We start from the raw sequence: 252 nt of genomic DNA on the forward strand, positions 1-252 counted from the left end.
CCCGAGGGCCGCCCGATCTGGAAGACCGTGCCGATCCGCATCGGCGTCACCGTGCTGGCCGTCGTCGTCCTCGTCGTCTCGGCCGTCATCGTCGTCGTCTCCGGGCCGGTGGCCCACCAGGTCGGCGACCTCGTCGGTGCCGGTGACACGGTCGTGCTGCTGTGGAACATCCTCAAGTGGCCGGTCCTGCTCGTCATCCTCTCGGTGCTCCTCGCCGTTCTCTTCTGGGCCAGCCCGAACGCGCGCCAGGGC

At 70.2% G+C, this 252-nt stretch carries 1 protein-coding gene; it reads left to right on the forward strand.

Annotated elements, in window-relative coordinates:
• Positions 1–252: YhjD/YihY/BrkB family envelope integrity protein (locus ACPYOG_RS20125; protein ID WP_481295862.1), on the forward strand; the 252-nt coding region annotated here is incomplete at both ends.

Source organism: Leifsonia sp. HAY1-4F (assembly GCF_056755275.1).